A 26,907-nucleotide genomic window follows, 5' to 3' on the forward strand; every position below is an offset into this window, starting at 1 on the left:
AGTGCTTCCCGGCGCTCACGCACGGGCACTAAGCCAGTCCAAGGCCTCGCTGCGCGATGTAAAAAAACGAGTCGGACAAGGCGGGACGTGCACACCGAGGAAGAAGTTCGCCAGAACCCGATCTACGGGCGATTCGCCTAACAGAGCAATGCGTGAGGCGCTGCAGGGAATGGACCAAACAGCCCTGGCCTCACGGCTAACCGAACCGACTGCTGCCATATCAACGAGCATGGGATGCTCTTCCTGCTGGCAGACCTCGTTGACTTTCGCCATCGCGGCTCGAGCGTCCTCGACCTGAACGTGGACCCCGGGCAGCCAGCGCAGATGGAGAAGCCCTGCATCACTCATTTCAATGCTGAGCTTCGCCTCGCTTGCAGCGACCGGATCCACCACCACGTGTCCTCCCCGAGCACGCCGCCGAACCATTCAGCCGCTCCTCAAAGGTACTCCGGTTCATCGATTTTTCCCGTCACGAGGACGGTGGGTTGCAGGCTGAGAGCGCTTCCTGCCTCTGCAGGCCCGGAGGATGCAATCAATTAGCGCGAGTATCCAAATGCCGGGTCCAATACCGATCAGGTATGCAGGTTACTGATCTCACAGCGACTTCGAACGCACTACAACTGAGCGACCTCTCACGGGACATCTAAACCTCCTTCACGGCAAAAAAACTGGGGCCTGTCTCCCGACGTAGCTGTGGGCGGAGTGACCCCGGGCTGCTCCCCAAGGTTCGCTTTTGTTTATCGCGGATCAGTTGTTGGTCACGAGGCCAGTTGCAGAATCGAAGGTTAAGCCGGCACCGTAGGAGTCGTCGGTGATGCGGATCCGCTTTGCGTGCAAAAGTGAAAGAGGAGCTCGGTCTCGAGGTCGACATTGTCGCCGTGTTCGATAGCTATGGTGGCGTCGACTTGACGAACGACTATCCGAACGGTGACGTTGTGAGAGTTTGCTGCGGACATAGCTGGCATCCGGATGATGCGCGAGCCGACCTTTTCGAGTTGGTAGGTCTCTACGTGGACCCGCAGGCCTGGAACCGAGGAATCGGCAGTCGACTCTATGAAGCCTTCGAGGCCAAATGGCTGGCCACTGATTCCGCAACTGCCGTCCTCGAGGTGTGGAGCGAGAACGACCGTTTCATGCCAGGTCGCGCAGTCGCGCCGCGATGCTGTTGTCGTGCCCGGCTCGACGCTCATAGGTGACGGCGATGATGAGCAGCACGGCGCCGACGACGGCCAGCGTGATCCACCACGGCACCGATTCGATGCCGCGGCCGATCTGCACCACGAACACGAAAATGTTCTCGATGGGCAGTACGAAAATGCCCAGCAGGAAAGGAGCCGCGAGTTTCAAGCTAGAGCCGACGAGAATGGCGACGAGCGCGATCGCGATCACGAGGATGGCCCGCCAGGTCTGAGGGTCGGTGAAGGTCGCGAGGATCGAGGCCAAGAACATCACGCCGAGTCCGGGGGCGAGCAGCGGCCACGAGCCGTGCCAGCGGGCGGGCCAGCTGCCGAGCGTGCCACGCTTGATGTCCGCTGTATCCGATTGCCTTCCGCGTATGGCGGCAACACCGGCTAAGAGCAAGAAGAGGCCCAGGGGCAGCGAGAACCACTCGACCCGCAAGTCACGCGGGCTCCAAGCCACGATCGCAGTGACGAACGCGAGCGTGAAGAGGAGCCACACGGGAGGCAGGCTCGTCCGGCCGTTTCGCATCCGCACCGCGATAAGGACCATGGCGGCGAGGTAGGTGACCATGAGCGACCACATCAGCCAGATCGTGAACCAGTCTCGTTCGATCGCCGTCCAAGTCGCCAGCCCGACGTACAGGGTGGCGGGGGCATACAGCCAGCGAGCACACAGACGACCGAAAGACGACCATCGGCTGCGCGCCGCGTGAGGTACCGCGGCATGGGAAAGGATGGCCCCCGCCGCAACGGCAGCTGGCACGGCACCCGCCAGGCCGATCCCGAGGCACAGAACGACCAACGGTATCGCCCCGGTCGCGACGATGTCGGCACCGACGCCGAATCGCACGCCTTGGATCGCCCCGGCCGCACCCGCCACGATCGCGACCCCGTAGGTCGGCTTGCAGAGTGTGCGCAGCCGATCTGCACGCGGCGACGTGCCCCGGTGGAGCAGCAGGCCGAGCCCGAGCAGCGCCCACGCCGCAGCGACCAGCCCGTAGCCGCGCCACGCTGCTCCGCCGATTTCACCTGCCTCCGACACCGCCAGCACCACCAGGGTCGGCACGATGGCAACGAGGAGCCCGCAGGTATACAGCGGCACGCCCTGTGCGCCGCGCGCGGTGAGGAGCAGGCCGATGGTCGCCGCTGCGAGGCTCGGCGGAAGCAGGTACGGCTCAAGCAGGCTGATACCGGCCAGAGCCCACACACACCACAGGGCTCCCGTTAGGCAGGCAGCCGCGGTCCACCACCCGTAGCGGCGCTTCGCCCAGAACGATGTCGCCGCTGCGCCGAGGGCGAGAATGATGAGCACGAGGAATGTCGTCGGCAAGCCAGCCGCCACCCGGATGAGCGCCAGCCCGACGGCGATTGCGCCGGTGAGCATGGCAGACGCCTCGATGGCGATCCGCGCGACCGTGGCGCCCCGTTCGCCGACGCCACGTCGCAGGAGGGCCGAGCGAATCACCCCCGTGCTCGGGAGCGCGAGAGCGACAATCGCCGCGATGACCGGCAAAGTCAGAGGAGAGGCGCTGCCCCTGAGCACCTCGGCGCCGAGACATACGACGACGACGGCCAGGGACGGAATGAGCAGGCCGGCGGCGATTGCGCGAAGCAGGATGCCGAGTCCGAGCCGGCGGGAGACGAGGAGGGTCATCGCAAGCAGGAACATGATGCCAGTTGAGAGAGCAGTCCAGCCGCTGCGTTCGAAGACCACCTGGATCACGCCGATCACAAAGGGCACGGACGTCACGACCAGGATCGAGTACCAGGCTGCGGGTTTCACTTGCGGAAGAGCGGTCGCGACGATGGCGCCGATCAGCCCGATCGACGTGGTTAGGCACATGAGCGCGATCGCGCCCATGCCGAGCTGTCCGAGCGCTGTCGCCACGACCACGAGAGCGTAGGCGTAGCCGACAGCGACGTGGAGAAAACGAGTCCCGGCGGGCACGGTTCGCGCGAGCGCGATGATGGCCGTGACCACTGCGATGCCCGCCCACGCCGCGAGGCGATCGTCGGTCCACGAGATGATGCCCGCGAGAAGCACAGCCAGATGAGCCGCGACAATCAGGGGAAGGCGCAAGCGGAGGGAAGCCGCCCGGAGGCTCGGGACGAGAATGAGCGCAGCACTCGTGGATACCGCGAGTCCCAGGGCGATCCCGATTTGAGCCCAGGGTAAGAGGCCGGGGGTGCAGACGAGCACGAGCCCAGCGAGCGACGCCAGCCAGATGGCGAGGGCCGCCACCCCGTTCGCGCGGTGCGCCTGGGCGATGTCCCGGTGCAGGGTGATTGCGGCGAAGGCCCCGAAGCCAAAGGCACCAGCGGCGAGGCCGAGCACGACCGCGAGCACGCCGCCAGTATCGATCACTGAGGAGACGAGATCGGAACCGCTGACGGAACCAAGCACCTTCGCGGCGCCGATCATCAGCGCCACGAGCACCGTCGCCAGGACGCTCACCACGGCCATCCCGAACGCGCCGCCGGTGTACCGTCGCCGCTCGATCGTCGCCGGGGTCGGCGCCAGGGCGCCCAGGACGATGAGTCCTGCGGCGCCCGCGACAGCGCTGAAAGCGAAATACCAATGATCGGCGCCATACGCTCCGAGGTCGAGGGCGAATGGCAGCCCGGTGAATGCGGCCACGCCGGCAGCCCCGGCGACGAAGCTCCAGAGACCGCGTGCGAGGTTCCGGGTGGCGAGGCCAGCGAGCACCGCAATCGCGGCAAGGACGGCGCAAATTCCGAGCCAGTATCCCGTGGTGCTGCCGGCCTCGATCAGTCTCGCCTGAGCGAGCACGATTGCGACGGCGACCACCTGCACCACCGTCAGCGTCACCTGTTCCGCCCGGAGGCCCCCGTCGAATCTCCTTGCCGTGGCGCGGACGAGTGCGACGAGTGCGAAAGCGACGAATGCGGTGCCGAGGTGTCCGATGACCGCCGACAACACGGTGCCGCCCGCGTACCCGAGCATCGAAGGCACCACGGAAAGGCCGAGCAGGGAGATCCAGAGCCAGGTCCGGATGCGCGCCACCCGCGACAGGGCCACCATGACCGAGCCGCTGGCGAGTGTGCCGACCGCAGTGACCACCCACGGGCTAAAGCCGCTCGGGGTCAGTTCGGAAAGCGCGTACACGTCGAGGGCGACGAACAACATGCCAAGCGCACCGACAGCCTCGGCCGAGAACTGCAGCCTGCGCCGGGCGAGCAGCCAGGCGCCGCCCAGGAACAAGAGGGTGATGACGCCGACGATCACGCTGCGCAGCACACGATCGCTGAGGTCGGGGTTGAAGAAGGTGAATACGATCGCCGAGATCGCGAACAGCCCAGCGCCCGCGACCGCCAGCACCGACTGAACTGTGACGCTCGAGCGCGGATCCGCGACAGCTGGGCTGGCTGCGGCGGGCGCAACAAGGGCTGCGGATGCTGGCGACGGTTCGGTCGCACTTGCTGCAGACGGCTCGGCGAGCACGCGCGGCACACGTTCGAGCACCGACTGCCGCGCTAGCAGTGCGGTGGCCGCCTCCCGGGAGGCGGTCCAAAGTTCGAGGCCGATTTTCCCGTTCAGGTCGACGCCGCAATCACGGCAGCGCCTGTTCTGCAGGGCGTCGACCCCGCAGGACGGGCAGGACGCATCGTCCAGAAGACGTGCGACGGCGAGGTCGCTCCACTGGCTCGTCATTCGGGCAGGCGTGTTCACGAGGCTTCCGTCGCATCGCTCGTTCGCGGCGGGTTGTGCGGATCCGAGGCATCTGGCCCTGAGCCGTCCGGAACCCAGATGAGGATATCGCCCGGCTGGCACTCAAGTACGCGGCAGATCGCGTCGAGGGTCGAGAAGCGCACCGCTTTGGCCCGGCCGTTCTTGAGCACAGATACGTTCACCGGGGTGATGTCGATCGCGGCCGCGAAGTCAGCGACGGACATCTTCTTCTTGGCGAGTTCGACGTCGAGGTTGATGACGATGGGCATCAGACCACCTCCGACAGGTCCTGCTGCAGTTGTCGCGCGTTGCGCAGGAGTCCGCGGAGCACCAGGATCAGCAGCGCGAGTCCCGCACCGACGACAACGCCGAGTGCGCACAGCAGCATCACCGATGGGGAGGCGACATTCGCCGATGCGAGGGTGGCCATCGACACGGCGATGAGGAGGGTCGATAGGACGATGGCGCCAAGAATGACGTCGACCCATACGAACGCGTCGTCGCTGAAGATGACGGACGTGCGTACCATCGACAGGAGCCGCCACACGCACAAGAGCACGACTTGCACGCAGAGTAGGAAGAGTACGGCAACGATGATGCCCGGCGTCTGAAGATAGCGGAGATCTGCGTAGATCTCGGCAGACTGCCGCGCCACCCCCGGGACCATGAATAGCTGGCAGGCCAGGAGAAGGACGATCATCGCGACGATGAGGGCCTTCAATGAGACGATGGTTGCCTTGTGCATGTGATTCCTATCGATAATCAGTACACTACTATCGACAAACGATACATCGCGCCAGCGTATAACGGAAGCCACGGCAGCATGCGGCTTCACCGCATGCTGAAAGCACAAAGACCGCTCGGCCGGGACCGTGGCTGATTCTTGGGGCTAGGAACAGGGACTCCCGGGCGTGACGCTGACCACATTCTGAGACGAACCGTGGACGCGCCATACTACGAGCACCTCGGCTTACGTGCTTTCTTGACACGTGACTGGGGCCGGGCGATAAGCGTTCGAATGGATAGAGAACCTGCGCGAGGGCTCGAGGCCTGGCCGCACGTGGCGATGATCCGAACCATGAACAAAACCAGAACGGCAGAAGCTGACGTTCACGGATAATCGCCAGCAAGGCGTTCCGCTAACAACCCTTTAGGTTGGAGGAATGGATGAAGAGGTTCTGGCTGGCGGAAACTCGAGTGTGGTTGTGCGGGTGGGCGATACCGTTCGCCGCCCCGCGGGACCTTGGACTCCCGCGGTCCATCAATTTCTGACCACACTCCGCGCGGCGGGAGTGACGGAAGTACCTGAGCCCTTCGGCCTGGACGAGCAGGGCCGAGGAGTGCTCTCCTACCTTCCGGGAGTCGTCGGCAACTACCCGTTGCCCAGCTGGATCTGGTCGCCGACGATCCTGCATGAGGCTGGGTCCTTGCTCCGACGGGTACATGACGCGAGCGCACCCCTCGCGCACGCGGCCGCTGAATGGCAGTTGCCTGCACACGAACCAATACAGGTGGTGTGCCTGAACGACGTCGCACCGTACAACATGGTTTTCCAAGACGGGCACATCACGGGTCTCATCGACGTTGACATGGCCTCCCCCGGGCCACGGATTTGGGACCTCGCCTACCTCGCATATCGACTCGTCCCGCTCGGCGAGTACTCAGACCCTGACGCGCCAGGACGAGATGCTCGCCCGGGCCGGCTCGATGCGCTCATCCGTTCCTACGGCTATGTGTTTGACCAGGCTGCCGTTCTTCGGGCAGCAGCGGACCGCATGGAGGATCTGGCCGTTTTCACGGATCAACGGGCCGCCGACACTGGCCGCATAGATTTCCTGGAGCATGCCGCACTGTACCGCCGCGACCGCGACCGACTTATCGACATGATCGCAAGCCTGCAGGCCCCGTGAACGCGGATATCCAGGTAGTTTCTACACGGCCACTATCCCCTGGGCGGCGGTTCATGCCCTGAAGCGGCGTTCAGGCCCAAGGCGGGGAAACCGAGGCGCCGCCACGCAATGCCACCTGGAGGTTCAAATCGTCACCGGCCTGGAGCTGGCGACTGGTGAGCGGGTTGAGGAAGCCGAGGTCGTCGTCTGTGATGCCGAAGCGTTCGGCGATGTCGTTGAGCGTGTCGTCGGCGACCGCACGGTAGGAGAGCGGGGCACCATCGGCTGAAGCGGTGGCACCGCCGGCTCCGAACCGGGCGCCGGTGTCGACGGCGAGCAGCCCGGGGCGGGTGTCCGGCAGGTCCCAGGTGATCGTGCCGACCGCCCCGGGAGTGAGCACGCAGCCGTCAGGAGCCGACGTGAGCTCGGCCGTGCCGATGACACCGTCGGGGATGACGACGTCGACCGCGCCGTCGGGCGGGGCCGACGCATCAGTGTGGACGGCCGTGTCGACCGGTGGAGTCTGCGTTGTCGGGGGCGAGCAGGCCACCAGCCCTAGCACCAGAGCGATGCTCCCCAGAACGGATGTCGTCAGTCGTGGCATCAGGTCCCCTCCCCGCCGCGCCCAGTATGGCAGTCGGCCGCATCGCCGGTCCCGCCGCGGGCCCGAGGGACGAGATGGCTCGACCGACGTCGCCACCGGACGCACCGGTCGCTATGAACCCTCCCGTTGGCGGTTGGGCTTGCGGGCGAAGCAGGGGGACTTTTCAGTCGCCTGAATTGCCCGGATGCCGCGGGCCGATGAGCAGATCGCTGAGCTCTCGATGCTTTGCGGTCGACGAGCACATGGTGAGGGGCAACGGCCAGCACCACGTTTGCCTATAGGCTGAGTATGGTTGCTCGCAATGTCGATTGGTTCTTTGGGCTGCTGACGCCCGTCCAGTGGGATGCGTGGCGCACCTAGCTCGCGACCGATGGGGGGCTCACCGCGCTGCTCATCAAAGTCCTCCGGTCCAACGCCTAAATGAGGTCGGGTCCATCCGCTTCCGAGATCAGACGCAAATCGCGACCTTTCCACGGGCGTGCTCGTCGACGAAGTACCGCATGGCAGCGGGCACCTCGGCAAGCCCATAGATGCGATCGATTGCGGGGGTCACCCGCCCGGCCTCAATCAGGTTGCGTAGCTCGTTCAGCGTTTTCGTGCTGCCGTTCTGGGTGAATGGTTTGAGTTTCTGGTCAATGAATGGCGATACGGCAACGGCTTTGAGGATGCGCCCCATAGGCCCGACCACGCGTCCGCCTGCGCCACTGGAGAGCACGAGGACTCCCTTGGAAGTGAGTGCGCTGCGCAATTCGGTCAGCGTGTGGTTCCCGATCAGATCAAAGATGACGTCGTGCTGAGCGGTTCCACGGGTGAAGTCCTCGCGTCCGTAATCGACGACGTGGTCGGCACCGAGTGATTGCACGAGCGCAGCATTGGCGGCGCTGCTCACGGCGGTGACCTCGGCGCCGAGCGCCTTCGCGATCTGCACAGCAAAAGTCCCCACTCCCCCGGATGCCCCATTGACCAGCACCCGCTGACCGGGGGTCACCGCACCGGCATCGCGCAAGCCGACCAAAGCTGTCATCCCGGACAGAGGCACCGCGGCGGCTTGCTCGAAGGTCAAATTGACCGGCTTTCGCGCCAGAAGCGAGGCGGGTGCGGCGACGTACTCCGCAAAGGTTCCTGAACTGAGCTCTCCGTAGACCTCGTCGCCCTGGCGGAAAGCCGTGACATTGGTGCCGACCGACTCGACGACGCCCGCGACATCCTTGCCCCGCGTCATCGCTTTCGGTCTTCGAATGCCGAAGGCCAATCGCGCGACAAGCGGCATGCCCGACATGTGAATCCAGTCGGCATGGTTGAGGCTCGCGGCCACCACGCGGACGAGAACGTCGTTGTGGCCAACGACCGGATGGTCGATGTCTTCCACTTTGAGCACTTCTACGTCGCCGTATTCCCGCTGAACTATTGCCTTCAAGATGTGCCTCCTAGTTCGGCTGCAGGGTACCGCATACCGGTAACGTCTTTCGACGCTGCCCACAGCCGGGCGGCGGTGACGTCACCGGTGGCCGGGCCGGAGCGGTGCCCAAGCACGGCTGGCCTTTTGTGGGACAGGGGACGGTCATGCCCGAGCCGTTACGGCTGCGGTCGTGCCAAAGCCCCGCACAATGAGCCAAATGGCGAAGAACAGCTCGAACAGGCCACCCGGAACGGTGGAAACGAGGCCGGCACCCACTACGCCGGCGAGTTCGAGAAAGCACCCGCCCGCGAATAACGCGTAGCCAATAAATCCCCACACGGCCAGGAACCGTGGCACGAGGCGTGAGCGGTAGAGCGCAAGGCAGAACAGCAGGCTACCGACGCCAAGGCCCGCCATCGCAATGTTGTATGCAAGAAAGTTGGTGCCGCCCATGCCGGCGAGTAGCGCGACCGCGCCGACCGCCAAAAACCCACCCTCGAAGATCCGGGTGGCGAGGTAGCTGGCCGCGATTCCTGGAGCGTGTGGCCGAAGGACAGGAAGCATGACAGCTCCGATCGCGATCACGGCCACCGAGTTCAACACCATGAGCACCACGCCTGCGGTGAGGAGCCCGCCGGGGGAAGCGGTCGTCGCGATAGCGCTTCCAGTGCCGTAAAGAAAAAAGGCGGCAAGCATCAGCGCGCCGACGGTGCGGGCAATTGTGCGTGGATTACTCATACGTTTCTCATCTCCAGTCGTCGCACCATACGGTGTATGGTGAATAGTGCGAAAGTACCATACGGCGTATGGTGGTGTCTATGGCGAAGCTTGAAGATAGAACACCGGTCACCCGTGAGCGAGCGATCAGGGTCGCCATGGCGCTGGCCGATGCCGACGGGATCGAGTCGCTCAGCATGCGCAAGCTGGCCGCCGCACTCGACATAACGGCCATGTCGCTCTACTACCATTTGAAGGACAAGGAAGATCTTCTCGACGGGATGCTCGACATCGTGCACTCCGAATTCGCGACGCCGAGTGCTGGGGACGAGTGGCGGGCGGCCATGCGGAAGCGGGCGGGGTCGACGCGCAGTGTCCTGGCACATCATCCCTGGGCCATCAGCATGAAGGCCCGAACATCCCCTGGGCCGGCGACCCTCGGTCACCTCGATTCAGTCATCGGCTGCTTAACGGCTGCGGGCTTCTCGATGGCCATGACGGGCCACGCCATGTCGATCCTGGACAGTTACGTGCTGGGCTTCGCCCAGCAGGAGGCCTCGCTGCCGCTCGACCCGTCCGGCGACATCGGCGACGCGACCGAAGCCATTATGGCGCAGCAGGAAGCCATGGCCGACTCCTTCAAAAACCTCGCCGCGATGGCAATATCGCTGATCCTGCAGCCCGGATACGCCTTCGGTAACGAATTTGACTTCGGTCTCGAACTGATTCTCGACGGTCTCAAAGTAGCCCTTCTCAGCGACTCCGTTTCTCCTAGTCAGTGACGTTCGGCCGGACAAGGCCAAACACCTTTCATCGGATGAGACCGGCGGACCACCGCTACGGACCTAACCGTCCCGCGACGGTCCACGTACTGCCCGAGAGGACAAATCACCCAGCATTCGAGACAATTCGACGCGCGTGAATACAGACAAAGCAGCTTGAGCGGCGTCGTTGAACATGAATTCGCAGCCACGAAGAGCCGCAAGATCCGCTGTAACCAGAAATCGCTCCTGAGAAGCCTGAGGAGCGATTTCCTTTTGCTTCGACCGGACCGTTTCGTGAAGAGTTTCGCGAACGGCCCTTGGTGGGCTGACAGGAATTAAACCTGCGAGCCCTTGAAGGTACAAGCCTTAATTCAGTCATTGCTGAATGTCTCCGAAAACCCTCGGATCCCCTTGTGTTTACAGGGAACCGGTGATTTGAGCACTGAATCGAGGGGCCATTCTCAGGTACACGGCGGTCAGAATGCGCAGGAGCCGTGCGCGATCAGAGCGACATCTCCCTCAACCATCGCAGGCAGCACCCGCGTGAGCACCCGCGACGCGCGGGCGGCGACCTCCTCGACCGTCTCGCCGGGCGTCTCACCGCGAATCACGCCGTGGGTGAATGCGCTCCAGTTGTAGCCGAGTTCGCTGCGGATGTCCCGCGTCGTACGCCCCTCGTACCCGCCGTAGTCCCACTCAACGAGAAACGGATCGACCTCCGCTTGAAGGCCAGCGAGCACTCCGTCTCCCCATGGCGCAAGAGAACCAGCTTCCCCGACGGGTCATCCGGAGCGGGGTGGCTGGGCAGCGGCTCGCTCGTGAACATACGGCAACAGTAGTAGCGCGCCGCGGTTCTCATGGAAGTCATTAATTGCTGCAGAGGCCAGTGTTCACCCCTGCGACACGGCGGGGCCGATTACCCTCGGCCCTCGCTAGGCAGACTCCCCCGCACCAGTCGATGCGCTGCTGGACCGCTCAGTTGGAGCGAGCGGATGCCCTCCAATTCGGCCGGGTGACCTACGAGATGATGGAGTCGGCGTGGCAGCATCCGTGAGCGCCACCTCCTATTGCAGTGCAGTCACCCACCCAATGAAACGGGCTGGGCTCGCGTAGTGGATGACGCCGTCGCGGTACCGGTACGCGGAGTCGAACTCCGGTGTCGGCCGGCTGGCCGACCACGGGCCGGTCTCGGTGTACCCGTCAGCTAGAAGCTGAGCTCTCAGAACATCCCAAGCCGGCATATCCCGGGTCCAGTTCGCGTACCGAACGGTCAGGTCCGTCTGCGGTTTCGTCCACTCGCAGCGCAGGCCGTCAGCTCCGACCACTGAGTCCAGTTCACCGCCGGGGCCGTAATCACGAAAAGTGAGTCCGTCCGTCGCCATTTTCGAATTCAGGTCAGCGGTGAAAGCGTTGTCGCATGTATCGGTTTCAGGGATCAGCGTCGGGGTCGGAGTCGGAGTCGGAGTCGGAGTTATTGTTACGGTCATCGTCGGCGCAGAAACCGGTCCACCAGATTCCGGTACCGACCCAGAACATCCGATCATCGCCACCGCCAAACAAGCCGCCGCCAGAACCGCACTCGCCCCTCGAAACCCCCTGATACGCATAGCCACAACCTACTCGTTCCGGCCCGCAGCGATTTCTATAGGCCGTCGTTCCGTAACTGGCGCTATGACTCCCCCGCCAGTTCGGGGTGACGGATATGGTCGCGGAACGTCCAGGGTAAACAGGCGAAACGACCTGCTTGGTGCCCTCGATTTCAACCTGCAAGCAGTAGGTCAACGCTTTTTTGCCCCCGATGCCCGGTACGGACGTGAGTCGTTTCATCCAGACCGCGACCTGGCGTTCGTCGTGGGCGTCCACGTGCCCTGCCTGGAATTGATAACGATTGACGATAATAACGCTGAGCGTTATGCTAATGGTGTGATCCAGACGTTCGCAGAAAAAGACACTGAGCCTGTCTGGCAGCGGGTCCATGTGCGCAGGTTTGGCCCCGACTTGCAGCGAATCGCGAATCGAAAGCTACTGATACTCGACGCCGCTGAAACCATCAATGACCTGCGCGTTCCACCGGGCAACCGTCTCGATCAGCTGCAGGGCAACCGAAAAGGCCAACACAGCATCCGAGTCGACGACCAATGGCGCATCTGCTTCACGTGGACACCCGCTGGGCCAATAAATGTCGAAATCACCGACTATCACTGAGGAGATATTGTGACTGCCGCACACGAGCCCATTCACCCCGGCGAGATTCTTCTCGAAGAATTCCTCACTCCGCTTGGCATCAGCCAATACCGTCTTGCCCAGGCAATCGCCGTGCCCCCGCGCCGCATCAACGAGATCGTTCACGGTAAGCGAGGTATCAGCCCGGACACCGCCCTTCGGCTGTCACGAGCACTCGACACAACGGATCGATTTTGGATGAACCTCCAGACCCGATACGACCTTGACGTGCAATCTGCTGCTCACGCGGGAGAGCTCAACCAGATCCGGTCACTCCTGAGCGCCTAGCGAGGCCGATGCGCCCGTTGAGGGTTCCCAAACACCACTCCCCCGAGACTTCGGAATCTTCGTGACTTGGCGCTGAATCTGCGTCCGTCGAGGTCCGACTTGCGGACCAACAAAGGCGGTCGCCGTGGAGCCGGGGGCGAGTTGTAGGGTGGTGCCGAGCCCGCCCATCGCTAATTCAAAAAGCTAGCGTGTAGGAGTCCCTGCAATCGTGGCTCGGCGAAGGGAGTGGTCATGGCCGGCCGGTTCGTTTACTGGATGAATGTCTCGCTTGATCTCTTCATCGAGCGCGAGGTGGGTGAGCACGGTGACATCGGAGGGCCCAGTTGGATCCGCCTGGGCGAGCCGCTGCATCGCGAATTCAACGCTCGCGCGCGGGCGCTGGTGATGATGGTTCAGGGCCGCAAAGTCTTCGAGATGATGGATCCGTTCTGGCCGAACGCGCGCACAGACGAATCCCTTCCGGGCTTCCTGCGCGCGTACGGCGAGATCTGGACGGACAAACCCAAGGTGCTCGTCTCGCGCACGCGCACCACGGCCGAACACAACACGCGCATCATCGGCGACGACAACGCGATCGAACAGCTCGCCGTGCTGCGACAGGAGACGGACGGAGAAATCGGCATCGGTGGCGCGAACCTCGCCACCCAGCTGATGCGGGCTCACCTGCTCGACGAGCTCTTGCTGTTCACACACCCTGTCGTGCTCGGAGCCGGCCGGCCGCTCTTCGACGCTCTCGACCAGCCTCTCGAGCTCGACCTCTTGGAACAGGATTCGTTCGACCAAGGAGTGACGATGCACCGGTACGCGGTGCGCGGGGCACGTTAGGGGTCACTTTGTGGGCCCTGACGGCGATCAGCAGCCGGACAGTGCCGTGGAGACGATCACGCCGAACGGCGTGGTGGGCATCCCGCTCGTTCAGCCACTTTGCGTCCCACCCATGCTTCAGTGCGACTCGTTCGGCGGCGGCAGCGACGGAATCGTCCGAGCCGGGGCGGACGTGAAGGACATCCAGGTCTTGCGTGGTCCCCCGATCGAAGTAGCACAGGGCGAGTGCCCGCACCGCCCACGAGCCGGATGCCGGCCACCTCACCCGAATTACGAAGCTCGGCGACGAGATCACGGAGGCCGATGATGATCGCGTTGCGGTCCAGCGCGGTGCCGAACATCAGACGCTCGCGAAGGTATCTGCCCAGGCAAGAACGCCGCGTTCGGCGAACTCGTTCGGCACGTCATCACGTTCGGGCGCGGGGTCGGCCGGGTCGACCCGGAACACAATTGGTTCAGTCAGTGCGCGCTCGGGGTTGTTGACCCATCCAGGCAGCGGGATGTTCTCTTGATTGAGCCGCCATGCCACGAGAGCCGCGATGGCGGCATCCCACATAAGATCGCCGGTGGGTTCCGGCTCCGTCAGCCCAAGGATTCCTCGAACGAGTCCGTGTTCGGCGGTGAGATTATCGTTCAACTGAAGCAAAGCCCGGAGCGCGCGGTCTGCATCCTTCGCTCGAAGATACTCTCTGATCGCCTCTGCCGCGCTGGCAGCGTCATCACGACGCGTGGGAGCGGCATACAGGCGGTGTCCGGCGCCGGCGAGCAGCCGATCGACCGTACTGTAGGCCGCATCCCGTCCACGCTCATGATGGGAGACGCTGGCCTGGTCAATGCCGGTTAGCTCTGCGAGTCTCGCCTGAGTGAGGTGTTTGCTCCGGCGAGCGGCGCGGACGAGAGTAGATGAGGCTGCCACAATCGTTTCCGTCTTATATCCAATATGACTCGTACATCATATTTTAGCGCGTGCTCGATGCAACCCGTGCCTGAAAGCCGTCCAGAACCGTTCGCCGGATTCTCTCGACCGCGTCAGCCGCGTCGGGCCCCCCAGTCCGCTGGACGTCCCACGCCACGAGAACCGGGTCGGCCGTCCAGCCGGACACCATTGACGTCCACGCCCTGGCGGTCGACCAGATCGTGGGGTCCGCCGGAACGACGTATTCGAGGGTGGCGCTCTCCGGCGTGGTCTCGGAGAAGCCGAGTCGAGCCAGATCCAGACCTGTCCGTGCGTAAACAACCGCACGGCGGGCCACCCGCCACGGGGCGACCAGATCAGCGGCCGGGTCCCCCGACACGATGACGTCCAGCTTGGCGGCAGCATCCCGAAGCGTCTGCGCCTGACGCACGATGGCGTCCAGACTCAACCAGTAACTGGAAATGCCCTGCGGCCCCGGATACTCCGCCAGGAATCGGTCCCACAGGGTCTCCGGCCGCGCTGCCCGCCAGCCGCCCTCGTCGCGAACCACAGCAGTATCGAGTGCGCGGAGACCGTTGGAAACGGTCACCTGGGACACGCCGCACTCTGCGGCGAGGTCCATCTGAGTTCTCGGTCGTGACGTGCGGAGGAGCACCCGGAGCAGGGCGAATCGACCCCACGCGACACGCCCCCGTCCTGTCCCAGGTCCGCGGTCGGAGGAGAGCGCCCCGCGCAGCGTGTCGTCTTCCCTCTTGCCCACAAGAATGACGACCCCATCCTCCAGCGACACGACCGCAATCCCTGAGTCAGCTAGGGCGGCCTCGGCCAGTCCTACACTCGCTTTCGGGACCACGTAGAGAAAGATGTCGGGGGCAGGGCCCCGTGAACGGCCGGATTCAACATCGCGTTGGATGTCCCAGCGAGAGGGGGGTGAACGGCGCACGTGCACGCGGGCAATGATGCGGCTGCCGGACAGAGTGAGGGTCACGGTGTCCGCGTCCAAGACCAGGACGTTCACGCCCAGCGCGGTGAGGAGGTTGAGGCCCTCCGAGGCAGTCACTGCTCTCATGGCTCTGGTCGGCTTCCTATAAGGTGAAGTTCAATACACGACTATAACTTATAGCCCCCGGAATCACTACAGGTTATAGAGTCGCGAGCAACACAACGGACGCGCCACCGCGCGTCACCTCGGCAGCCGCGTCGCAAAGCTCGGGCAACTCGCCATCTAAACTGGTCGTTTGCCCACGGAAGGACCCTCAATGAGCATGGAAGGCGCGGCCTGGAGCTCGCTGTACAAGATCTCTACCGCCAGGGACGGCAAGCACGGCATCTCCCGTGAGTCCGTGCGGCGGATCATGACGTTCGCGGTGCCCTACCGGTCCAAGCTGCTGATCTTCATCGCCCTCTCCATCGTGGGAGCTTTCCTCGCGGTCGCGACGCCGGTACTCGCCGGCCAGGTGGTCGACGTCATCGTCGCCCAGGGCGAGGTCACCACGATCGTTTGGATCGCCGTCGTCATCGCCCTCGTGGCCGTGGCCGACGCCGCCGTGTCACTCGTGACGCGCTGGTACTCGGCGCGGATCGGCGAAGGCGTGATCCTGGACCTCCGCACCTCCGTCTTCAACCACGTGCAGAAGATGCCGATCGCGTTCTTCACCCGCACGCGGACGGGCGCCCTCGTGAGCCGCCTCAACAACGATGTGATCGGCGCCCAGCAGGCCTTCAGCGGTACGCTGTCCGGCGTGGTCACGAACCTCGTGGCGCTGACCCTCACCCTGATCGTCATGCTCAGCACGTCCTGGCTCGTGACGGTTCTCGCCATGATCATGCTCCCCATCTTCCTGGTACCCGCGCGCCGCATGGGCAGCCGCCTCGCCGCGCTGCGCCGCGAGGCCGCCGATCACAATTCCGCCATGAGCACGCAGATGACCGAGCGCTTCTCAGCGCCCGGTGCCACCCTCGTCAAGCTGTTCGGCCGGCCCGACGAGGAGGCCGAGGAGTTCCGCGTCCGCGCCGCCCGCGTCCGCGACATCGGGGTCCGGACCGCGATGCTGCAGTTCGTCTTCTTCACCGCACTGATGCTCGTCTCCGCTCTCGCCCTCGCGCTCGTGTATGGGCTCGGCGGCTCCCTCGCCCTCGACGGCCAGCTGAACACCGGAGACGTGGTCACCCTGGCGCTCCTCCTCACCCGCCTCTACGCGCCGCTCACCAGCCTCGCAAACGCACGGGTAGAGATCATGAGCGCGGTGGTCAGCTTCGAGCGCGTCTTCGAGGTGCTGGACCTCGACCCGCTCATCAAAGAGAAGCCCGACGCCGTCGCCGTCCCCGAAGGCCCAGTGGCCGTCGAGTTCGACAACGTCCGCTTCGCCTACCCGTCCGCGGACAAAGTCTCCCTCGCCTCTCTCGAGGAGGTTTCCACGCTGGACACCCGCGGCGGCGAGGAGGTGCTGCACGGCGTGTCCTTCAGGATCGAGCCGGGGCAGACCGTTGCCCTCGTTGGTACGTCCGGTGCCGGCAAGTCCACAATTGCGCAGCTCCTCTCGCGCCTGTATGACGTCGACAGCGGCGCCGTGCGCCTCGCGGGGACGGATGTCCGCGATGTCACTTTCGTCTCCATGCGGCACAGCCTGGGCATGGTGACGCAGGACGGCCACCTGTTCCACGAGACCATCCTCTCCAATCTGCGCCTCGCGAGGCCGGAGGCGTCCGACGACGAGGTGTGGGACGCCGTCCGCCGCGCGCGGCTCGAGCCGCTCATCCGGTCCCTGCCGGACCAGCTGGACACCATGGTGGGAGAGCGTGGCTACCGGCTGTCCGGGGGTGAGCGCCAGCGGATGACCATCGCGAGGCTCCTCCTCGCCCAGCCGCGCGTCGTCATCCTCGACGAGGCGACGGCGGCGCTGGATTCGACGTCTGAGGCCGCCGTGCAGGCGGCGCTCAGCGAGGCGCTCAAGGGACGGACGGCGATGGTGATCGCACACCGCCTCTCCACCATCCGCAACGCGGACCTGATCCTCGTGGTTGAGGACGGCTCGATCGTGGAGCGCGGCACGCACGAGGAACTGCTGGCTGTGGGTGGGCGGTACGAAGAATTGCACCGGACCCAGTTCGCACTGCAGAAGGATGTTGCGGCCGATGAGGAAGCGCTGAGCCGGACCTAGTCGCTGAGCTCGGTGCCCCTCCCCCGAGCGCCTCGGACAGTCGCCTCATCACGTTTCGTTTAATGGGAACTGATGACGACTGGCCTGACAGTACGCTTGGGTCACCAGGCCCCAGAGGCGCTGAGGCGCTGAGGAGGCACCATGGTCAAGCCATCTCGATCAATCACCACGGCCATGCCGTCAGATCTCGCTATCTCGCGCGCTGCGGCCCGTCGCCCGCTTGAAGAGGTTGCAGCCGACATGGGCATCGGTCCACACCTGCTGGAACCGTACGGAAGTGCGGCGTCGAAGATCTCCCTCGATGCGATCGATGAGCTCCGTGACCGTCCACGGGCCAAGTATGTCGTCGTCACCGCAATCACGCCGACTCCACTCGGGTCGGGCAAGACGACCACCGCGGTCGGGCTCGGTCAGGGCTTCCGGCACATCGACAAGCTCGGGATCGTCGCGATACGGCAGCCGTCGATGGGGCCCACGTTCGGCATCAAGGGCGGAGCCGCTGGTGGCGGCTACGCTCAGGTGGTCCCAATGGAGGCACTGAACCTGCACCTGACCGGCGACACCCACGCTGTTACCGCGGCCCATAATCTACTGTCGGCGATGATCGGCAACCACATCCACAAGGGAAACCGTCTCGGGTTCGACCCCCATGAGATCACCTGGCGACGTGTCCTCGACGTCAACGATCGCGAGCTGCGCACCATCATCACCGGGCTCGGCGGTCCTGACGACGGCAACCCGTTCCAATCCGGTTTCGACATCTCCGCAGCCAGCGAGGTGATGGCGTTGTTGTCGCTGTGCACGTCGTTGCGGGATCTCCGTGAACGGATGGGAGGAATCGTCGTCGGCTACAACCGCGGCGGCGAACCGGTGACCGCCGAGATGCTCAAGGCGGCCGGCGCCATGACCGCGATACTCACGGACGCCATCAAGCCGAACCTGATGCAGACCGTGGAGCAGACGCCAGTGCTCGTCCACAGTGGTCCGTTCGGGAACATCGCCACCGGTAACTCCTCGGTGCTCGCCGACCTGATCGGCATCCATGCCGGCGACTACCTCATCACCGAGGCGGGGTTCGGTGCAGACATCGGCGCGGAAAAGTTCTTTAATATCAAGTGCCGTGCCTCCGGGCTGGCGCCGGATGCCGCCGTCATCGTCGCGACCGTGCGTGACCTGAAAACTCACTCAAACAAGTACCGGGTCGTCGCCGGCCTACCGCTGCCACCGGAGATGCTCGCCGAGAATCCCGACGACGTCATCGCCGGGGCAGCGAACCTGCGCCGGCAGATCGCCAACATTCGACGGCACGGAGTGACGCCGGTCATTGCGGTGAACGCATTTCCCACCGACTACGACAGTGAGCATCAAGCGATCATGGACGTCGCGGCAGAGGAAGGTGTGCGCGCGGCGATCAGCTACCACTTCACCGAAGGCGGCAGGGGTGCGGTCGAGCTGGCCGAGGCGGTTGCGGAGGCCTGCGCTGAACCGTCAAGCTTCCACCGGCTCTATCCCGACGAACTTCCCTTGGTCGACAAGATTGATGTGATCGCGCGCGAGATGTACGGCGCCGACGGCTTGGACCTCTCGCCTCTGGCAGCTCGGCAACTCGACAAGTACGAGCGGGCAGGCTTCGGCAGCCTGCCGGTGTGCATCGCCAAGACACACCTGTCCCTGTCGGCCGACCCCAAAATCAAGGGAGCACCCACCGGGTGGCGACTGCCGGTGCGTGAGGTGCGTGCGTCGATCGGGGCCGGGTTCATCTATCCCATCTGCGGCGACATGCGCACCATGCCTGGTCTCTCGTCCACACCGGCAGCCGAACGCATCGACATCGACGACAACGGCGAGATCGTCGGGTTGTCCTGATCGGCGGACCCGGCCAGGCACGGCGGGCTTCTCGATGAAGCCTTCCCCGCTCACGAACTCGAAGGCTGTCACGCCGCCGTTGCTCACAAGACCATCATCTCTGACGCCGTCTGCCGGAATGCCGCAGCGCCTAACACGGAATCTTGGTGTACCGGCACCCCTTGTCGTCGATTGACGTGCCGTTAGGACCATTGGCTCGACACCCCGTGTACTTATCGGCGCTCCCCGAGGACGGCGGGGGCTCACCGGAGCGGGGCAGAGGCAGCTCGCTCCTCTGCCGCAACGCGCGCATCGTCCGCCGCCTGAGCGTCAGCCGCCGCTTGGACTGCGGCAGCAGCTGGAGCTATCGCTCCATCTGGCAGCAGCCTGCGATTCCTCGTCGTCGGTGAATAGCTCCAAAAGCGTCGCTTCCGATCAGGCGCTCGCTGGTCGGCGCCCCGTGAGTCACCAGAATGCTGAGCCACGCATCGCTTGGCGTGACCGAGCTGGTCGACGTCGAACGCCGACGCCATGCAACCCGCGCTTCTGTTCGGTTGGTCCGGCCGGCCTGTCCGACCACCTGAGCCAGCCCTCGTTGTGATGCTCATGTCGGCCCGGCCGCTCCCGGCCAGCCACGCGCCGGCCACCTTCTTAGGCGTTCAGCGCGACGCTCAGCCGCGCGATTCCCCCGTCGGCCCCGTGTTCTCGAAGCTCATTTTCACTCCATCGCGGCCTGGATGCGTCGGTCAAGATCATCCAGTTCGGCCAGCGCCTCTGACGCAGCCCACACGCGGTTCCTTTTGCGACCGGTGATTTCCTGGATGTACCCGGCTCGAGTGAGCTGGTCGATCGCCCGGTACGCCTGGGAAGCAACGGAGCCGGACCGTGCCTCGATCTCGGCTGCACTCATCACTGGGTGGTCATAGAACGCCTGAATCAGTGCGGCGGCCGCGGATCCGGCGCGAGGGCGCAGCTCTGCTGCCCAAGCATCGGGCATCGCCTTCAGACGAGCGATGGTGCCGCGAGAGCAGTCGGCGGCAGCACGCGCTGAGTGCGCGAACAAGCCAATTAGCAGCGCGGGGTCGCCGCGGCGGTAGGCGCCGAGCGATGCGAAATAGTCGTCGCGGCGGGCGAGAAGACCACTGGCCAGAGGCACAACGGCGTTACGGGTGACGCCGCGGCGACGCAGCACAGCGGATACCAGCGCACGTCCGATGCGACCGTTGCCGTCGGTGAAGGCGTGGATGGACTCGAACTGGGCGTGGCCGATCGCGGCCTGCACCATCACTGGAACGTCGTCGCGGTTGAGGTACGCCACCAGGTCAGTCATCAGCTCAGCAACTCGCGCAGGCGCCGGCGGCACGTGGAGGGCATCCCGGGGTGAGTAATCGCTTCCGCCGATCCAGTTCTGCATGTCCCGCAGATGACCTGCGTAGCTACCCTCGGCGGGGTCATCCGCCATCAGTGCGCGGTGTGCGCTCGTAATGTTCTCCAGCTCGAAATGGCCGTGCTGCTCAACGGTGGTGATGAGTTCATGAAGCGCAGCCGAGGCGGCGACCATGCTCATCGCAGAGGCATTGCCCCGGTTGCCTGCAACCGCTTGGGCGTAGTCCAGCGCCGATGCAGAGATGCGCTCGATCTTCGAGGAGGCCACAGATTCCGAACGCACCATGAAACGGCTCAGTGCCGCGGAATGGCCTTCCGCGTCAGTGTCAGCCTGCGCGACGGCAAGGAGGGCTTTCTCGGTTTGCAGCAACACTGCCAGAGGCGGCATGTAGTCGAGCGTCTCGATCAGTGGCGGGATTGTCGCGTCGACGGAACTCAGCACTCGGTCTTCACGCGTGCCGCCACGTACCTGCTGACGCCAGGGCAGAGTCTCAACCCCGTGTGGAGGCCAAACGGTGTTGGTGATCGCAGCGTTCATAACCACAACTTTATCGCGCCTTGATGGTCTTTGTTACTGCTTAACACGAATTAGCGCACGAACAGTGGTGATTACCTCCTTCAGCGCCTGGCGGAGGGGTACTTCCGAGCAGGTGTGTCGCGCGCAGCCCGCGGCCGCTTCACCGTTCTCGCGTCAAGCTTCCACGACCTCGCACGCACCAACTACGACGTCGACCGAACCCGCCGCTCAGTTGCAGGCACCGAACGAGATGCTCTAGCCGCCCAGAAGGCAGTTTTGCTCGAGGCGGAGCACGCTCGCGCCGGCTCTGCTGTGCTCGGAATGTGAAGCCAACGATGGCAGAATCCCTGGTCGACTGGGCGGCCGGCGACCAGAGTGCCACATTCGGCGAAGACTAACTCGAGGGGCCGCTCTCGGCTGAGCCGCCGCATCCGATCAATTGGAATCTCCTCAACGCAGACGACGCCGAAACAGAGTGGATCGAACTCAACCGGTGGGTGAACTGGATACGACGGACCTACGGGCTCCCGGCATCCGTCGTGCCACCCTTCTGGCACCGCCGCCCGCAACTCCATTGAATCCCTCAACGCCCAAGTCAAAGCCCGCGGAACCGAAGACATCGAAACTGCGGGACGACGCCGGGTGCGCGGACTCGGAGCTGCCCAGATCATCGTGACGATGCTGCTGACAAACTTCAACCTCCGCAAGATCGCAGCGTTCATCAGCGACAAGATCAAAGCCGACGCGAAGAGCGAGTCCCGTGGCGAACCCGCGATCGCTCTGGTGCGACGCCGAGATCGCGAATGGCACAACCCCTACACGGACACCTACCCGCCCGGAGTTCTCCGCCCAGACAAAACGAAACCACCAGGCTCAGTCGACGGGACCGGCGGGCCACCCCTGAGGAGATAGCCACCCAGGCGGCCACCCACACTGCCCGAGAGGGCGAACACCCAGCATTCGAGACAATCCGACGCGCGCAAAAAAAACGCCCGAAGACACCCTGAACAACCGAGATCCCGCACACAGCTCAAGAGTCGCGACCAGAATCGGACGCGAGAAGCCCTTAAACCAGAAATCGCTCCTGAGAAGCCTCAGGAGCGATTTCTTTTTGTTTCGACCGGACCGTTTCGTGCAGAGTTTCGCGAACGGCCCATTTGGTCGGGCTGACAGGATTTGAACCTGCGACCCCTTGAAGGTTCTGACCTTAATTTAGTGGTTGCCGAATGTCTCCGAAAACCCTCGGATTCCCTTGTGTTTACAGGGAACCGGGCGGTTCACTGTCTCCAATTGTAGCCCATCGTTTTGGGTCAAATAGAGATGAATTTGATGAGTAAATGATGGCCGGGTGAACCGCTTTGAGCGAGACAACGAGCCCCTCCAAACTATCCACCGCATGCTTGCTAGGTGGGTCCGCTGGCGTCGGAGTGGAGTCCCTGCAAAACCTCAAGGAAATAACTGGGTAGGGGATTGAGGACCTCAGTCACCCTGTCGGTATACATCGGAAGGGCCTCTCGAAAACTGTCCCCTTTGAACCCGACTTCCCGCAACTGTTCTCGGAGCAAGAGTGCCACAGCTCTATCGGCGAATCCTGCCTCATATGCAGATATCGACAACGAGTCCGGAACTCCATACTTAAGCGTCTTCAAGAAGATACCGAGCGGAGTCTGATCGCCGCCCGCTTCGTGTCCGAGGAATTGGCAAACCGCTGACACGATAAGCGCCGAATCGAATGCAAGCGTTGAGTGTAGGAATTTTACTAGATCCTCTTCGGTGAGTTTCCTCCGGACTGCGCCGTACGGCTTGGTGTAGCCGTTGGCTGAGGCCATCTCGAACAGTCGCTCGTAGCTTGATCCATGAATCCAGGAACTCGCAAGGGCGAAAGTTGAACCAGCGGGTTCCATGAAAACGGATACTCGGCCTTCAAACGTCTGTTCCAGGAGCGGCCAGAGGACCGAGAGCAGTTCCTCATTGGTGCTTGCCTCAAGCAGCGCATCTCGATGACCGTTGACCCAATCGAAAACGAGACGGGCCTTCTTGGCGCTCAATAATGTGCGGCCAAAGGCCGCCTGACGCTCAGGCTCACTGACCAAGTCGCAAATGGTCTCTGTCAGTCGGGCGAACAAGACTCTGAGCGCGCTCCGTTCGACCTCAGACGCAAGCGCGAAAGCAAATGTCTGCTCGCACAAGGAGACCGCGCGGGATTTGAAGTCTTCTAGAGATTCCATCTCGCTGTTCGCCATTAGGTAACTCTCGAGAGCCGCCAGGGAGTCCCGCCGACGCTTCAACTCCTTGGTGAACTCAGCAATCGCTTTCGCCGTGCCTTCCAAGCCAATTTCAGCATCGAAAAGACACTCCACGATTTCTGACGGCGACAGAGCTGCGCCTCCGTTGGGCAAATTGAACGGGAGTAGCACGCTAAGAATTGAGCTTGTGGTTTCTTCCGAGTTTTTTGGATCGAGAAGTCGAGTGGATTTCTCAAACTCCCTCGTACCAACTCGGCGCTTTCGGTGATCGTACGTGCGGGGATCGGCGAAAACAACGAGACCCTCAGTGTGCATCCCTGCCCGGCCAGCGCGCCCGAGGAGGTTCTGGAAGTCCCGCACACTAATACTCTCGGTACCTTGCCGCGTGCCGGAGACGATGAGGTACCGGATGGGGAGGTTGACTCCCTGAGCGAGAGTCGACGTACAGATCACGAATTGGATCAGTTCCTTCTGCATAGCATGCTCGATTGTGAGCCTGAGCCCATTTGGCGTGTCTGCGCTGTGGACAAAAATGCCGAGCTTTGCCGCGTGCCATTGGTCGCTGAAGGCTCCAAAATGCATGCGGACCAAATCGGCGAGGCCCGACAGCTCCTTCGGATCGGATATTTCTGCCGGACGGGTAAGCAAGACTTCCCGTTCAAAAATGTCTACAGCGCGGGACGCGATCTTACTCGCCGTGGCCTTGGTTCCGGCGAATATGGCCACTGCACCCTTAGGGGCCAGGCGGAGCCCCAGATACAGAGACACATCGGTGGCCACTTTTTTGTCGTCTTTATCCGGAAATACTCGAGTGGCCGTCTCTCGCCCGCGGCTCACCAAGGATTGACTCTCGATGGAGCGAGGGACGAAATAATCGGGATATTCGTAGTTATCTGTCTCAAAGAACTGAAGCTGGCCTCGCTGTTCAATCCATGTCGCAAAAGCAACCGCCCTCGCCGTCGGAGATAGACCGCTTCCGTCGACCACTACTCCGTCATCGCCAAGCATCCAGGCTCGCAAGTCATCTGCATTTCGGATGACCGCAGATATGGCAACAACCTGCGATCGCTCAGATAGCCCCGCTCGTAGTTCAGCGACCAGCAATTCGTAGGTCACGCCCCGTGCGCCCGAGTCGAACTGGTGAGCCTCGTCGTATATAACGAGATCGAACTGACGGACCAGTTGTGATTCCTGACGCAATACAAACTGGAGTTTTTCAGGCGTCAGAACGAGAATGCCGACTTGAGTCTCTTCACCCAGCAACGCCGCAAAGTCCGCTGCGAAGTCAAGCTGTAGCGCATCGGAGAGCTCGTTGATCCGCACACCTTCTCCAGAAAATGCAAGTTGAAGGGAAGAAGCGATCTCGTGACTTAGCGCCCGAAACGGCGCGACAATCACCGCCAATTTCACTCTTTTGGATAGGAAGCCGGCCCGCAAGATCATTTCCATCGAGCGTGTCTTTCCAGAACTCGTTGGCATCTGGATAATCCCTGAGGAGCCCGCAAAAAATCCACCTCGCCCAATTGCCAACTGCGCTGGCCACAGCTCCTTCGGGAAGCGGGAAGCACGAATTGAGTCCCGCCACAATGCGACCGGGAGACCACTGAACTCCGGCAGAGTAACCGCTGAAGATACCTGAAGCTTTCGTCGCAGCACCGCCAGCACGAGATCTGCAAGAAGGAGATCGCGTGCCGAGGGGCTCGAATACGCGATTGAACGAAGACGTTTCGCTCCCTCCAAAGCCAGGGAGGAATCCAAGCCGAGTAAGAAATGCGCCGCAGTGGATTCGGCGACGTGGACCGCAGACTGCAGGTTTGCACCAGCCACACATTCGAAGGGTTGAAAGCTGCCGTGAAGAATCCAGCGGAGCAGGCTCTCGATTGGAGATTCCGCCGGGCGCGAGAAGAGTCGGTCAGACAGTACCCGGCTACTCCCTGGCCGACCGGCCAAATAGTAGGCGGCAGACGCGAGTATGGCGATGTCGCCCGACGACTCTTCGGCCAGGTGGGAGCCTAGGAGTGCGTCGAAGTAACTCGCAGCGAAGTCGAGATCCTCATATTCGCTCTGCGACGGCACGTCATCGTCGTTCAATTGCGACGCCGTATCCCCGAGCGTGGCAATGGCCAGCAGGAGCAAAGACTCCGGTTCGTCATTCGCACGCAATCTGAGCTTCTGTTGCTCAAGGGGGAGACCGAGTTCGATCATTTTCCCCTTGGAACGGGTAACGCCAAATAGGCGCAGACTGTCCGCCTCAGGCTTCATCAGCTGCCCTTAGGTACATTGCGTGGGCCACATTCATGAGGTCTGCCCCGCGGACCACCATTAGTTGAAGGTCGTCTCGATGCGGATGGTCATCAGTCGTCGAAGCTTGGACCACATCCGTGTCGAAGATCGCATCGTTGAGAACCGCTCCGGCCCCAAAAAGTAGCTCGAATGGCCGATCAGCCTTGTTCTGAAACCGCGCCACGCCTTTGACACCGTGCCGATCTCCACGGCCGCGAAGAAGCCGCTTAGCTTTGTTGAGCGTATAACCGAGCCGCAGGAAATCGATGCCTGAATCCTTGATTGCATCCTGCAACCGGTCGCCTTTCCCTGTTGAGGACAGGCGAGCCTTGACTTCAAAAGCGAGCAGCTGGTCGTCGGGCTGAGAGCGAGCCGTATCGAGCTGAAGGAACCCGACGACATCAACTCCCTTCATCGACTCGCTCGGATTCGTCTTGTCGGCATATTTCAGACGCGGAACCCAGAATCCCAGGACGTGCTCTACGTAGTCCGATACAAGCAACTCGGCGAAGTCACCGGAGCGCGTAGCTGGGCCTGTGCCACCGCTTGCTGCAGGAAACACCATCTCTAAGAGATAGTCGCGCCGTGATAGGCCAGTGCCATCTCTCAACTCGTCGATCTCGTCGTCGAGGCAGTAGTTTTGCCTGAACTGTGCAGCCCAGTCGCTCAGCACCGTGGCATCGTCGGGCAAACACAAGGTCCATATGTCGATCACGTGGCCATCGTCATTGACCAGTCCTGGTACTTGTTTGACAAGGCTCTTCAGGTAAGCGGGCCTTGGTGGGACCAAGGAGGCAAGGGCGTTTTTGCGCACAACCGAGGTTGATCTGAGCGCAACCGTGTCAGGACACAAAAGCGATGCTCCATCTATAGCTAATTACCTGATGAGTTGCTGAATAAATCGCGGTCATGCCCTCAATATATCCGTCGCAATGCTGCCTCCGCTCCATTCCACTGACGCCACGAGTTCGA

General features: G+C 62.9%; 22 protein-coding genes. 8 read left to right on the plus strand and 14 right to left on the minus strand.

From position 1 onward, the window contains the following. Positions 1-15: 15 nt before the first annotated feature. Complete coding sequence (locus E3O67_RS10155) at positions 16-390, minus strand: STAS/SEC14 domain-containing protein (RefSeq protein ID WP_370260414.1); 375 nt, start codon at positions 388-390, stop codon at positions 16-18. Positions 391-935: 545 nt separating this feature from the next. Between E3O67_RS10155 and E3O67_RS17835 the strand changes: the two genes are divergently transcribed. Further along, complete coding sequence (locus E3O67_RS17835) at positions 936-1,196, plus strand: GNAT family N-acetyltransferase (protein WP_370260416.1); 261 nt, start codon at positions 936-938, stop codon at positions 1,194-1,196. On the opposite strand, the gene E3O67_RS10165 is transcribed toward E3O67_RS17835, so the two are convergent. From E3O67_RS10165 to E3O67_RS10175, 3 genes are read right to left on the minus strand one after another with little or no spacing between them, the layout of a single operon-like run. Then, the gene (locus E3O67_RS10165) at positions 1,132-4,854 is read right to left on the minus strand and encodes an SCO7613 C-terminal domain-containing membrane protein (RefSeq protein ID WP_135102626.1); all 3,723 of its coding nucleotides are present in this window, start codon (positions 4,852-4,854) and stop codon (positions 1,132-1,134) included. The two genes, E3O67_RS17835 and E3O67_RS10165, sit on opposite strands and share 65 nt — an antisense overlap. Positions 4,855-4,868: 14 nt before the next feature. Further along, positions 4,869-5,141 (minus strand): helix-turn-helix transcriptional regulator, encoded by a 273-nt coding sequence (locus tag E3O67_RS10170; RefSeq protein ID WP_134433367.1) that lies wholly within the window; start codon positions 5,139-5,141, stop codon positions 4,869-4,871. Then, positions 5,141-5,617, minus strand: coding sequence for a DUF2975 domain-containing protein (locus tag E3O67_RS10175; protein WP_134433369.1), 477 nt, complete (start codon positions 5,615-5,617; stop codon positions 5,141-5,143). The genes E3O67_RS10170 and E3O67_RS10175 overlap by 1 nt, the downstream gene beginning before the upstream one ends. Before the next feature lie 547 nt (positions 5,618-6,164). Between E3O67_RS10175 and E3O67_RS10180 the strand changes: the two genes are divergently transcribed. Further along, on the plus strand, positions 6,165-6,782 hold the full coding sequence (locus tag E3O67_RS10180; protein WP_241979416.1) for a phosphotransferase: 618 nt from the start codon (positions 6,165-6,167) through the stop codon (positions 6,780-6,782). 70 nt (positions 6,783-6,852) lie between these two features. Here the strand turns inward: E3O67_RS10180 and E3O67_RS10185 are convergent, their stop codons facing one another. The 3 genes from E3O67_RS10185 to E3O67_RS10195 form a co-directional block, all read right to left on the minus strand. After that, positions 6,853-7,365 (minus strand): LysM domain-containing protein, encoded by a 513-nt coding sequence (locus E3O67_RS10185; protein ID WP_135102627.1) that lies wholly within the window; start codon positions 7,363-7,365, stop codon positions 6,853-6,855. A gap of 448 nt (positions 7,366-7,813) precedes the next feature. Then, the gene (locus tag E3O67_RS10190; RefSeq protein ID WP_134433375.1) at positions 7,814-8,782 is read right to left on the minus strand and encodes an NAD(P)-dependent alcohol dehydrogenase; all 969 of its coding nucleotides are present in this window, start codon (positions 8,780-8,782) and stop codon (positions 7,814-7,816) included. Positions 8,783-8,926: 144 nt separating this feature from the next. Next, positions 8,927-9,502, minus strand: coding sequence for a DUF4386 domain-containing protein (locus E3O67_RS10195; RefSeq protein ID WP_135102628.1), 576 nt, complete (start codon positions 9,500-9,502; stop codon positions 8,927-8,929). Between the two features lie 80 nt (positions 9,503-9,582). Between E3O67_RS10195 and E3O67_RS10200 the strand changes: the two genes are divergently transcribed. Then, positions 9,583-10,263 carry a TetR/AcrR family transcriptional regulator C-terminal domain-containing protein gene (locus tag E3O67_RS10200; protein WP_198418972.1) on the plus strand — a complete coding sequence of 227 codons (681 nt, stop codon included), beginning with the start codon at positions 9,583-9,585 and terminating at the stop codon, positions 10,261-10,263. Positions 10,264-10,721: 458 nt separating this feature from the next. On the opposite strand, the gene E3O67_RS10205 is transcribed toward E3O67_RS10200, so the two are convergent. Together E3O67_RS10205 and E3O67_RS16955 are read right to left on the minus strand one after the other, a co-directional pair. Beyond that, complete coding sequence (locus tag E3O67_RS10205; RefSeq protein ID WP_198418973.1) at positions 10,722-10,985, minus strand: histidine phosphatase family protein; 264 nt, start codon at positions 10,983-10,985, stop codon at positions 10,722-10,724. 688 nt (positions 10,986-11,673) lie between these two features. Next, entirely contained in the window at positions 11,674-12,222 is a 549-nt protein-coding gene (locus tag E3O67_RS16955; protein ID WP_167726573.1) for a hypothetical protein, read from the minus strand. Between E3O67_RS16955 and E3O67_RS10215 the strand changes: the two genes are divergently transcribed. The 3 genes from E3O67_RS10215 to E3O67_RS10225 all read left to right on the plus strand — a co-directional run bounded on the left by E3O67_RS10215 (position 12,223) and on the right by E3O67_RS10225 (position 13,581). Beyond that, positions 12,223-12,450: a type II toxin-antitoxin system RelE/ParE family toxin gene (locus E3O67_RS10215; RefSeq protein ID WP_304999323.1), complete on the plus strand. Its 228-nt coding sequence runs from the start codon at positions 12,223-12,225 to the stop codon at positions 12,448-12,450. Positions 12,451-12,459: 9 nt separating this feature from the next. Further along, positions 12,460-12,756, plus strand: coding sequence for a HigA family addiction module antitoxin (locus tag E3O67_RS10220; protein ID WP_370260412.1), 297 nt, complete (start codon positions 12,460-12,462; stop codon positions 12,754-12,756). A gap of 231 nt (positions 12,757-12,987) precedes the next feature. Continuing rightward, positions 12,988-13,581 (plus strand): dihydrofolate reductase family protein, encoded by a 594-nt coding sequence (locus tag E3O67_RS10225; protein ID WP_135102630.1) that lies wholly within the window; start codon positions 12,988-12,990, stop codon positions 13,579-13,581. Between the two features lie 340 nt (positions 13,582-13,921). Here E3O67_RS10225 and E3O67_RS10230 read toward each other — a convergent pair whose 3' ends face one another. Together E3O67_RS10230 and E3O67_RS10235 are read right to left on the minus strand one after the other, a co-directional pair. After that, positions 13,922-14,497 (minus strand): helix-turn-helix domain-containing protein, encoded by a 576-nt coding sequence (locus E3O67_RS10230; protein ID WP_198418974.1) that lies wholly within the window; start codon positions 14,495-14,497, stop codon positions 13,922-13,924. 43 nt (positions 14,498-14,540) lie between these two features. Next, positions 14,541-15,566, minus strand: a complete 1,026-nt coding sequence (locus E3O67_RS10235) for a hypothetical protein (RefSeq protein ID WP_135102632.1) — start codon at positions 15,564-15,566, stop codon at positions 14,541-14,543. Positions 15,567-15,756: 190 nt separating this feature from the next. Here E3O67_RS10235 and E3O67_RS10240 point away from each other — a divergent pair, with 190 nt between their 5' ends. Both E3O67_RS10240 and E3O67_RS10245 read left to right on the plus strand, forming a co-directional pair. Next, positions 15,757-17,658 (plus strand): ABC transporter ATP-binding protein, encoded by a 1,902-nt coding sequence (locus E3O67_RS10240; RefSeq protein ID WP_134433391.1) that lies wholly within the window; start codon positions 15,757-15,759, stop codon positions 17,656-17,658. 141 nt (positions 17,659-17,799) lie between these two features. Then, positions 17,800-19,524 carry a formate--tetrahydrofolate ligase gene (locus E3O67_RS10245; protein ID WP_198418975.1) on the plus strand — a complete coding sequence of 575 codons (1,725 nt, stop codon included), beginning with the start codon at positions 17,800-17,802 and terminating at the stop codon, positions 19,522-19,524. Positions 19,525-20,221: 697 nt separating this feature from the next. Here E3O67_RS10245 and E3O67_RS10250 read toward each other — a convergent pair. The 3 genes from E3O67_RS10250 to E3O67_RS10260 all read right to left on the minus strand — a co-directional run bounded on the left by E3O67_RS10250 (position 20,222) and on the right by E3O67_RS10260 (position 26,749). Further along, positions 20,222-21,427, minus strand: coding sequence for a Fic family protein (locus E3O67_RS10250; RefSeq protein ID WP_135102633.1), 1,206 nt, complete (start codon positions 21,425-21,427; stop codon positions 20,222-20,224). Positions 21,428-22,809: 1,382 nt separating this feature from the next. Beyond that, positions 22,810-25,914 carry a DEAD/DEAH box helicase gene (locus E3O67_RS10255; protein WP_135102634.1) on the minus strand — a complete coding sequence of 1,035 codons (3,105 nt, stop codon included), beginning with the start codon at positions 25,912-25,914 and terminating at the stop codon, positions 22,810-22,812. Continuing rightward, on the minus strand, positions 25,904-26,749 hold the full coding sequence (locus E3O67_RS10260; RefSeq protein WP_135102635.1) for a Hachiman antiphage defense system protein HamA: 846 nt from the start codon (positions 26,747-26,749) through the stop codon (positions 25,904-25,906). Before E3O67_RS10260 ends, E3O67_RS10255 begins: the two co-directional genes overlap by 11 nt. Positions 26,750-26,907: the final 158 nt, after the last annotated feature.

The organism is Cryobacterium sp. TMT3-29-2 (genome assembly GCF_004564305.1).
Lineage (GTDB): Bacteria > Actinomycetota > Actinomycetes > Actinomycetales > Microbacteriaceae > Cryobacterium > Cryobacterium sinapicolor.